General features: G+C 53.9%; 10 protein-coding genes. 7 read left to right on the plus strand and 3 right to left on the minus strand.

All coding sequences use genetic code 11. The features are described from left to right. Nucleotides 1-76: 76 nt before the first annotated feature. The gene (gene rsd, locus EC836_RS24120) at nucleotides 77-583 is read right to left on the minus strand and encodes a sigma D regulator (protein WP_123337924.1); all 507 of its coding nucleotides are present in this window, start codon (nucleotides 581-583) and stop codon (nucleotides 77-79) included. A gap of 73 nt (nucleotides 584-656) precedes the next feature. Between rsd and nudC the strand changes: the two genes are divergently transcribed. From nudC to EC836_RS24155, 7 genes are all read left to right on the plus strand, one after another. Then, nucleotides 657-1,430 (plus strand): NAD(+) diphosphatase, encoded by a 774-nt coding sequence (gene nudC, locus EC836_RS24125; protein WP_123337926.1) that lies wholly within the window; start codon nucleotides 657-659, stop codon nucleotides 1,428-1,430. Nucleotides 1,431-1,796: 366 nt separating this feature from the next. Beyond that, nucleotides 1,797-2,519 carry a polymer-forming cytoskeletal protein gene (locus EC836_RS24130; protein WP_123337928.1) on the plus strand — a complete coding sequence of 241 codons (723 nt, stop codon included), beginning with the start codon at nucleotides 1,797-1,799 and terminating at the stop codon, nucleotides 2,517-2,519. Between the two features lie 163 nt (nucleotides 2,520-2,682). Further along, the gene (gene hemE, locus EC836_RS24135) at nucleotides 2,683-3,750 is read left to right on the plus strand and encodes a uroporphyrinogen decarboxylase (RefSeq protein ID WP_123337930.1); all 1,068 of its coding nucleotides are present in this window, start codon (nucleotides 2,683-2,685) and stop codon (nucleotides 3,748-3,750) included. 3 nt (nucleotides 3,751-3,753) lie between these two features. Then, a complete protein-coding gene (gene nfi / locus EC836_RS24140; RefSeq protein WP_123337932.1) occupies nucleotides 3,754-4,419 on the plus strand; it encodes a deoxyribonuclease V in 666 nt (221 codons plus the stop codon). Nucleotides 4,420-4,481: 62 nt separating this feature from the next. Continuing rightward, nucleotides 4,482-5,072, plus strand: a complete 591-nt coding sequence (locus tag EC836_RS24145) for a YjaG family protein (protein WP_123337934.1) — start codon at nucleotides 4,482-4,484, stop codon at nucleotides 5,070-5,072. 188 nt (nucleotides 5,073-5,260) lie between these two features. Continuing rightward, entirely contained in the window at nucleotides 5,261-5,533 is a 273-nt protein-coding gene (hupA, locus tag EC836_RS24150) for a nucleoid-associated protein HU-alpha (RefSeq protein ID WP_017803060.1), read from the plus strand. 123 nt (nucleotides 5,534-5,656) lie between these two features. Further along, complete coding sequence (locus tag EC836_RS24155; RefSeq protein ID WP_370348507.1) at nucleotides 5,657-6,325, plus strand: DUF1481 domain-containing protein; 669 nt, start codon at nucleotides 5,657-5,659, stop codon at nucleotides 6,323-6,325. 166 nt (nucleotides 6,326-6,491) lie between these two features. On the opposite strand, the gene purD is transcribed toward EC836_RS24155, so the two are convergent. Both purD and purH read right to left on the minus strand, forming a co-directional pair. Beyond that, nucleotides 6,492-7,772, minus strand: a complete 1,281-nt coding sequence (gene purD, locus EC836_RS24160) for a phosphoribosylamine--glycine ligase (RefSeq protein WP_123337937.1) — start codon at nucleotides 7,770-7,772, stop codon at nucleotides 6,492-6,494. A 14-nt stretch (nucleotides 7,773-7,786) separates the two neighbouring features. Next, a complete protein-coding gene (purH, locus tag EC836_RS24165) occupies nucleotides 7,787-9,376 on the minus strand; it encodes a bifunctional phosphoribosylaminoimidazolecarboxamide formyltransferase/IMP cyclohydrolase (protein WP_123337939.1) in 1,590 nt (529 codons plus the stop codon). Nucleotides 9,377-9,843: the final 467 nt, after the last annotated feature.

A 9,843-nucleotide genomic window follows, 5' to 3' on the forward strand; every position in this document is an offset into this window, starting at 1 on the left:
TTGCTCAAACTAAATAGCCCCTTCAGCATAAAGGGGCTATTTGGAAACTACAAGTAATTCACAATTTGATAACGCATCAGACGGACGGTGCAAGGGGCGCTTCATCTTTAATTTTTTGATTTTCAGCTACTTTTTCTAAAGCCAGCTTGATAAATTTATCTTCCAGCACAAAGCGTTCAGCCAGTACCTCCCCAACCAGCGAAAGCGTTCTCTGGAAATCAACGGTGTTATCCGCTTCGATCGCCTTTTCCAGATAGGTATCGTAAATCTGCATAATGTGGTCGGTATTGGCACGTAAAGAGGGATAAATTAACGCCGCCTGTGACAGCTGTTGGGTACCCTCAAGCTCTTTGATAAACCGTTCATAGGCGGTGAAGTGACCGGTTGAGAGATAATCCACCAGGTTTTGGCAGAAATTATCCAGCGCATTTTCATCGAGCGCCGCCTGCGATTCCTTGTTAGGCTTTAAACCGGCCATTTGGTAATAGGCAATCAGCAGCTGCTTGCGGGAGAGCAAACAGAAATCGACCAGTTCACTGCAGCCGCCAACGCGTGCGGCCAGATTTTCTAACTGGTTAAGCATGTTCATCTCCGTGAGTATTATTTTTAATGCCTGACCTCAAACCAGTCTTTGAGCTGAGGATGATAAGCAAGTTATGGAACGTCAAATATCAAGCGTAGACACTGGCTGGTGGGTTGTCAGCCACGAACATAAAATTTGGTTACCAAAAGGCGAAATTCCGCGAGGCTCTGCCGAATCCCTTGGATTGACCGGATCAAAAGGATCGCCGATCGGTGAGTGGCAGGGGGAAACCGTCTGGTTGATTTGCGAAAGCCGATCGCAGGATTGTGGATCGTTGCGCCAGCTGCTCGATTGCGAAACAGGGTTATTTCAACTGGTCGGGCGCGGTATTCAGCTGGCTGAGTTTTATCGTTCTCATCGCTGGTGTGGTTACTGCGGCCACGAGATGCATCACAGCAAAACGGAATGGGCGTGTCTGTGCAGCCGCTGCCGCCAGCGCTACTATCCGCAAATCGCTCCCTGTATCATTGTTGCCATCCGCCGTGGGGATGAAATTTTGCTGGCTCAGCACACCCGCCATCGCAACGGCATCTATACCGTGCTGGCCGGCTTTGCCGAAGTCGGGGAAACCCTTGAGCAGACCGTGGCGCGCGAAGTGATGGAAGAAGCCTCTGTTAAGGTTAAAAACCTGCGTTACGTTTCCTCGCAGCCGTGGCCGTTCCCGCAATCGTTAATGATGGCCTTCATGGCCGATTACGACTCGGGCGAAATCAACATCGATCCTAAGGAGCTGCTGGACGCTGGCTGGTATCGCTTTGATGCTTTACCGCTGCTACCGCCTGCGGGCACCATCGCCCGGCGTTTAATTGAAGATACCGTGGCGCTGTGTCGCGCAGAGTCAGAGTGAGGTTGACGACGGATTAACGACGTTATAAATCCTCTGCTACTGAGTCACCCCTGACTTAGCGCTGTGCGCAGTCGGGGGATTTAATTCAGTGCGGAATAATAACCTTTGGGTTTATCTCCCTGATAAATTCTAATATGATTTACACCCAGGAAGATTTTAAGCACATAACATGGAATAGTTTTCAATTGGCACCGTATATCGCTTCGAATTCCCAGCGCCAGAGATAGCCTTTTTTAAGTTAAGAGTGCTATTTTCTAATAAATCTTATTAAATCCTTTGAGGGAAATGACGCATTCATAGGCGGGTATCCGCTATCCGGCGGATGGCGACCCATCAGTGTGATTCATCAGTAGATTGGACGTAGGAATGTTTCAAACCAGAAAACACGATTATCTTTGGGGGATCTGGACTTTATGGACCGGCAGCATTATTGCTTTTTTGCTGTCACACCGGTTATCCATGCTGATTTTCCTGAGCGGCATGGGATGCCTCATCCTGTTTCGTCTTTCATCCTATCTACGCGTAAACAGAGTGATTATCAATATGTTTAATTTCAGTAAAAAAGAAGGCGTTCAGACGGCGGATAAGCTGGCTTCGTCAACCAGTACAATGAGTGAGAATATCAACGTGGACCCCTCAGCTGAAAGTCATAATATTAAGGAAACCACTATTTCACCGGGAACAACGCTGCGGGGTGAAATTATTAATGAAAATAACATTACTATTAGCGGTGAAGTCGAAGGGGATGTCACCAGTAAAAAAACGACGCAGATTGGTAAAGAAGGAACCGTAATTGGAAAGGTCACTTCTTTTAAGCTGGTCGTAAACGGTCTGCTAAAAGGATGCTGTTACGCTAAAACCGTCGTAATCATGTCGCGAGGAAGAATAGAAGGCGATGTTTATGCCAGTGAATTCTCAATTGAGAAAGGTGGCGTATTTATTGGTAATTCCCACTGGGTTGAGGAAACCTGTGAAATAAAAGATAAAAAGGCAAAAAATTCTAACAGTTCAACTCCTGAACGTTCCCCTTCGCTGGTTCCCGTTGACGGCAGCGCGGTAAAGAACAATCAACAGCAAACCAGGAAATAACGCCGCAGGTCCCGTTCAGGCTAAGTGTACTCACTGCCTTGTTATTACCATGATGGGTAGGGGCAGGGAGGGTGTGCCGTCTGTTCAATTTATTGCGCCATCGGGCACCGCCCATCCTGATAAATGATACACTACCGGCTTGTTTGGAGTAGAGAGCCCTGCGATGAGTGAATTGAAGAACGACCGTTATCTGCGCGCCCTGCTGCGTCAGCCTGTTGATGTTACCCCCGTATGGATGATGCGCCAGGCCGGACGCTATTTGCCGGAGTACAAAGCCACGCGTGCCGTCGCGGGTGACTTTATGTCATTGTGCAAAAACGCCGAGCTGGCCTGTGAGGTAACGCTACAGCCGCTGCGGCGCTATGCGCTGGATGCGGCCATCCTGTTCTCCGACATCCTGACGATCCCTGATGCGATGGGGCTTGGCCTCTACTTTGAAGCAGGCGAAGGTCCGCGCTTTTCGCGACCGGTGACCTGCCGTGCTGACGTTGAGAAGCTGCCGATTCCCGATCCTGAGCAGGAACTGGGCTACGTGATGAACGCAGTGCGTACCATCCGCAAGAATCTTAACGGTGAGGTGCCGCTGATCGGTTTCTCCGGCAGTCCGTGGACGCTGGCGACCTATATGGTGGAAGGCGGTAGCAGTAAAGCGTTCACCAAACTGAAAAAAATGATGTACGCCGAGCCACAGACCCTGCATCTGATGCTCGACAAGCTGGCTGACAGCGTGACCCTTTATCTTAACGCGCAAATCCGCGCCGGTGCGCAGTCGGTGATGATCTTCGATACCTGGGGCGGCGTACTGACGGGCCGCGACTATCGCGAGTTCTCACTCTATTACATGCACAAGATCGTCGATGGCCTGCTGCACGAGAACGACGGTCGCCGGGTTCCAGTGACGCTCTTTACTAAAGGCGGCGGTCAGTGGCTGGAAGAGATGGCGGCAACCGGCTGTGACGCGCTGGGCCTGGACTGGACAACCGATATTGCTGATGCCCGTCGCCGTATCGGTGACAAAGTGGCGCTGCAGGGAAATATGGATCCTTCCATGCTTTACGCATCTCCTGCGCGGATTGAGCAGGAAGTGGCGGGTATCCTTGAAGGCTATGGCCAGGGCACCGGACACGTGTTTAATCTTGGCCACGGCATTCATCAGGATGTACCGCCAGAGCATGCAGGTGCGTTTGTGGAGGCGGTGCACAAGCTTTCGCGCCCTTACCACCAGGAGTAAAAGATGGACATCGCCGCACTGCGTGACCAGCAGCGTGCTCGCGCTGCTGAAGTCGTTCTTCAGGATGATTTTGACGTCATGCCTCCGCGCCTGATTGGCGGTGCGGATGTCGGCTTTGAACAGGGCGGAGAGGTGACCCGCGCCGCCCTGGTGATACTCGAATATCCCTCACTACGGCTGATTGAGCATCAGGTAGCGCGTATCGCCACCACGATGCCCTACATCCCCGGTTTTCTTTCCTTCCGTGAAGTCCCGGCGCTGCAGGCTGCCTGGCAGCAGCTCAGCCATCGACCGGACCTGTTACTGGTGGACGGTCACGGTATTGCCCACCCAAGGCGGCTTGGTGTGGCAAGTCACTTCGGTCTGCTGGTGGATGTCCCGACGATTGGCGTGGCGAAAAAGCGCCTGTGTGGAGCATTTACGCCGCCGGATGCCGAACCCGGCAGCTGCCAGCCGCTGATGGATAAAGACCAACAGCTTGGCTGGGTGCTGCGCAGTAAAGCGCGCTGTAATCCCCTGTTCATTTCCAGCGGGCATCGCGTCAGCCAGGCAACTGCGCTTCAGTGGGTGGAAAACTGTTTGCGCGGCTATCGTTTACCGGAGCCGACGCGATGGGCGGATGCGGTTGCTTCACGACGCCGGGCTTTTACCTCGCTCCTACAGGGTTAACCGTGCTGCTGTGGTGCTTTTCAGGTACACTTCCCGCAGCGCGTTAATTCTGAGACCCTGATATGTTACGTAACCCGATTCATTTACGGCTGGAAAAGCTGGAAAGCTGGCAGCATGTGACCTTTATGGCCTGCCTGTGCGAACGCATGGCCCCAAACTACCGTGCATTTTGCCATCAGACCGGTTTCGGCGATGGTCAGCTGTATCGCCGCATTCTTGATTTGCTGTGGGAAACCCTGGTGGTGAAGGATGCCAAGGTCAACTTCGACAGCCAGCTGGAAAAGCTGGAAGAGGCTATTCCTTCCGCCGACGATTATGACCTTTACGGCGTTTATCCGGCGATCGATGCCTGTGTCGCGCTCAGCGAGCTGCTGCACTCCCGTTTAAGCGGCGAAACTCTGGCCCATGCTATCACCGTAAGTGAAACGTCGATCACCACCGTGGCGATGCTGGAAATGACCCAGGCTGAACGCGAAATGACCGAAGAAGAGCTGAAGGCTAATCCTGCGGTGGAAGAGGAATGGGACATCCAGTGGGAGATTTTCCGCCTGCTTGCAGCCTGCGAGGAGAGGGACATCGAGCTGATCAAAGGGCTGCGATCCGACCTGCGTGAATCCGGGATCAGTAATATCGGGATAGAATTTCATCAATAAGGCCACAAAACGTGACTTCAGGCCAGATTTGTAGCGCCTTTGGGCTTCACATTCGCCCCCACTCTGGTCTACATTTGGGGGGCTGAAAAATGTGGCTATCGGTGCATGTAGGCAGGAGAGTGCCAAATCTGGTTTTTCCCCTCGCACCTGGTGCTTAGCAAGCGATAAATACACTGTAAGGATAACTTATGAACAAGACTCAACTGATTGATGTAATTGCGGACAAAGCGGACCTGTCTAAGACCCAGGCTAAAGCTGCACTGGAATCCACTCTGGCTGCGATTACTGAGTCTCTGAAAGAAGGTGATGCTGTACAACTGGTTGGTTTTGGTACCTTTAAAGTTAACCACCGTGCTGAGCGTACTGGCCGCAACCCGCAGACTGGCAATGAAATCAAAATTGCTGCTGCAAACGTACCAGCATTCGTTTCTGGTAAAGCACTGAAAGACGCTGTTAAGTAATCGTCTGACGGTGAAGAGTTTGAACAGGGGGGCGAATTCGCCCCCTTTGTTTATCTGTTTTTCATCTTCTGACCGCTTTCCCTCTGCTGCCACGGTCCGGCAATGATTTTGTGATACTCTTTTATCATGAAACTAACGCTTCCTATTCGTATCCCTGTTCTCACTCTGCTGCTGCTGTTAACCGGCTGCGGTTCGCATTCCGATCTGCCCGATTTTACCGCCAGCGGCTATCTGGCCGATCGCGGTGCCGTTCGGATATGGCGCAAAGATAGCCAGAAGCAAATCTCCCACATGATGACCGTTTTTACCCCGTTCAGCGGCGGTGCCACGGAAACGACGGATTACCAGTGGCTGGACGGCAAGCCGGTAGCGATTGAACGCCATATTGCTGGCCAGCAGCCCGATGACGTCACGTTGCGTTTTGATCATGACGGCGCATTAAGCTTTATGCAGCGCCAGCTTGCCGGGCACCGCGAGCCGTTATCTGCTGATGAGGTGGCGCTGTATCAGTTTGAGGCCCAGCGGATGGTGAAGATTAGCGACGATCTGCTCAGCGGGCGTGTGATGCTGACCCAGGGAGTATGGTCGGCGGGCGGGACGGTTAAGACTTGCCAGGGCAATGAGGTGACGCCTGATTTCGACATGCTGGAGCGGGAGCATATAGAGAAGCAGCAGAAGACATCCTCTGCGCCGCTCAGCGTTGCCTGGCTGGAAACGCCTGGCGATACACAGCTGCTGGTGGTCAGTCCTGACGATTTCTGTAAGAACGAACCGAAAGACGCGGATTTCTAGCGTTATCTCGTGTGAGATAAGTGCGCAGTTTCTTCACCATGTCTACAAAATGCCTGTAAAAAGGGGTGGATTATTCATCCACCCCTTTCGATTGCTTCAGCTATCAGCTATCGCGTCCGGGTAGCAGACAATCTTTCTCTTCCTCCGGAGCGAGCGCCTGGCATCATTACTTACGGTCTATAGCGCGGTAGCCGATGTCTTTGCGGCAGAAGCTGCCTTTCCATGAGATTGGCTGTGCCAGCTCATAGGCGCGCTTCTGTGCGGCAGCAACATCTGCACCCAGCGCGGTAACGCACAGTACGCGTCCGCCGTTGGTGACAACCAGATCGTCTTCCAGTGTGGTACCCGCGTGGAACACCTTGCCGTCGGCGGCTTCTTCCAGCGGTAAACCGTGGATTTGATCGCCAGTGGCGTAATCACCCGGATAACCACCGGCGGCCAGAACCACACCCAGTGATGGGCGAGGATCCCAGACGGAATCTTTCTGGTCCAGTTTTCCGTCAACGGCGGCCAGGCAGAGATCAACCAGATCCGACTGCAGGCGTAGCATGATCGGCTGGGTCTCCGGATCGCCGAAGCGGCAGTTAAACTCGATCACTTTCGGCTGGCCGCTCGTATCGATCATCAGACCGGCATACAGGAAACCGGTATAGACGTTGCCTTCGCCCGCCATGCCGCGCACGGTTGGCCAGATCACCTCATCCATCACGCGCTGGTGGATTTCGTCGGTCACTACCGGGGCCGGGGAGTAGGCACCCATACCGCCGGTGTTCGGGCCGGTATCCGCATCGCCAACGCGCTTATGGTCCTGGCTGGTGGCCATTGGCAGCACGTTCTCGCCGTCAACCATCACGATGAAGCTGGCTTCTTCGCCATCAAGGAACTCTTCCACCACGATGCGGTGACCCGCATCGCCGAACGCGTTACCGGCCAGCATATCCTGGATGGCGTCTTCGGCTTCCTGCAGCGTCATCGCCACAATCACACCTTTACCCGCCGCCAGGCCGTCGGCCTTAATGACGATCGGCGCACCTTTCTCACGCACATAGGCGAGGGCTGGCTCTACTTCAGTAAAGTTCTGGTATTCCGCGGTAGGGATCTGATGGCGTGCCAGGAAATCTTTGGTAAAGGCTTTAGAGCCTTCCAGCTGCGCAGCGGCCTGCGTTGGGCCAAAGATTTTCAGACCGGCGGCGCGGAACGTATCCACCACGCCTTTGACCAGCGGTGCTTCCGGGCCGACGATGGTCAGGTCGATTTTCTCACTCAGGGCAAAGTCCAGCAGGCCCTGAATGTCGGTTGGGCTGATAGCCACGTTCTGCAGCGCAGGCTCCAGTGCGGTACCGGCATTGCCTGGCGCAACGAATACGGTGTCAGCCAGCGGGGACTGAGCGGCTTTCCAGGCAAGCGCGTGTTCACGTCCGCCGTTACCAATAACCAAAATTTTCATTTGAGACTCCGTAATTAATGGCGGAAATGACGCATGTCGGTAAAGATCATCGCAATGCCGTGTTCGTCAGCGGCGGCGATCACTTCGTCATCGCGAATTGAGCCACCCGGCTGGATCACGCAGGTGATACCCACTGCGGCAGCGGCATCAATCCCATCGCGGAACGGGAAGAACGCATCGGAGGCCATTGCTGAGCCTTTCACTTCCAGACCTTCGTCAGCGGCTTTGATACCGGCGATTTTGGCAGAGTAAACGCGGCTCATCTGGCCTGCGCCTATGCCGATCGTCATATTGTCTCGGGCATAAACGATGGCATTGGATTTCACGAATTTTGCCACTTTCCAGCAGAACAGCGCATCACGCAGCTCCTGCTCGCTCGGCTGACGCTTGCTGACCACGCGCAGCTGGCTCTCACTGACCATACCCAGATCGCGATCCTGCACCAGCAGGCCGCCGTTCACGCGCTTGAAGTCCAGACCGTTCTGGCGCTGCTGCCACTGGCCGCAGGTCAGGACGCGAACGTTTTGCTTCGCGGCGGTCACTTTCAGGGCCGCTTCGCTGGCCGATGGCGCAATGATCACTTCAACAAACTGACGGCTGATAATGGCCTGAGCCGTGGCTTCATCCAGTTCGCGGTTGAAAGCGATGATCCCGCCAAAAGCTGAAGTCGGATCAGTTTTGTATGCGCGCTCGTAGGCATCAAGAATTGAATCCCCGACCGCAACGCCGCACGGGTTGGCGTGCTTAACGATGACGCAGGCCGGCTGGTCGAACTCTTTCACACATTCCAGCGCCGCATCGGTATCGGCGATGTTGTTATAAGACAGCGCCTTGCCCTGAACCTGCTGCGCGGTAGCAACGGAGGCTTCCGAAACATTCTCTTCTATATAGAAGGCGGCATCCTGATGGCTGTTCTCACCGTAGCGCATATCCTGCTTCTTGATGAAGTTCAGATTAAGCGTACGTGGGAAGCGGCCGGCAGGCGCAGTAGTCTCACCATGATAGGCAGGAACCAGGCTACCAAAGTAGTTGGCGATCATGCTGTCGTAGGCGGCGGTATGTTCGAATGCCTTGATAGCCAGATCGAAACGGGTTTCCAGCGTCAGCGAGTTCTCGTTGGCGTCCAGCTCGGCCACGATAGCCGGGTAGTCGCTGCTCTTCACGACGATCGCCACGTCTTTGTGGTTCTTGGCCGCGGAGCGCACCATGGTCGGGCCACCGATATCGATATTCTCTACCGCATCTTCCAGCGAGCAGCCTTCGCGAGCAACGGTCTGGGCAAACGGATAAAGGTTAACGACGACCATATCAATCGGGGAGATGCTGTGCTCGGACATGATGGCGTCATCCTGACCGCGGCGTCCTAAGATGCCACCATGCACTTTCGGGTGCAGCGTTTTGACGCGTCCATCCATCATTTCCGGGAAACCGGTGTAGTCAGACACTTCAGTCACGGGCAGGCCAGCCTCGGCCAGCAGGCGGGCGGTACCGCCAGTGGAGAGCAGCTCTACGCCACGTTGAGAAAGCGCCTGAGCGAATTCGAGGATACCGGCTTTGTCAGACACGCTGAGCAGCGCGCGGCGTACAGGACGACGTTGTTGCATGGTGGTTTTATCCCTTGGCTTTGGATCGCATATAAAGAGCGTTATATGAAGCTTAGTCTTTCTCTTCTCTATATAGAGGAAGATAAGTTTCAGGTAACGCCCCTGAAAGGGGCTTCCATTACGCGCGGGCATTGTAGCGAAAACGTTTGCGCGTTGCTCGTCAAAATTGTCATTCAATGAAGAATGTGGATAAGTTTGTGTATAAACAGGTATAAGGCGGGGTTTTGCTGTGGAATGCAGCAAACGGTAAAATTATCGCAATTTAGCCCTTGTCAGCCGTCGAGAACTCCCTATAATGCGCAACCACTGAGACGGCACAACGACTGACAGGTCAGCCACTCAGGAGGTTCAGGAAGTCTCTGAATCGCCGGAAAAAAACTTCTCAAAAAGAAGTTGACTCCGAAGGAGGAAAGCGTAATATACGCCACCTCGCAGCAGATTGCCCCGGCACTGACTGCACTGCTCTT

Origin of the sequence: Erwinia sp. JUb26, assembly GCF_003751505.1 — a bacterium.
Classification (GTDB): Bacteria; Pseudomonadota; Gammaproteobacteria; order Enterobacterales; family Enterobacteriaceae; genus Erwinia.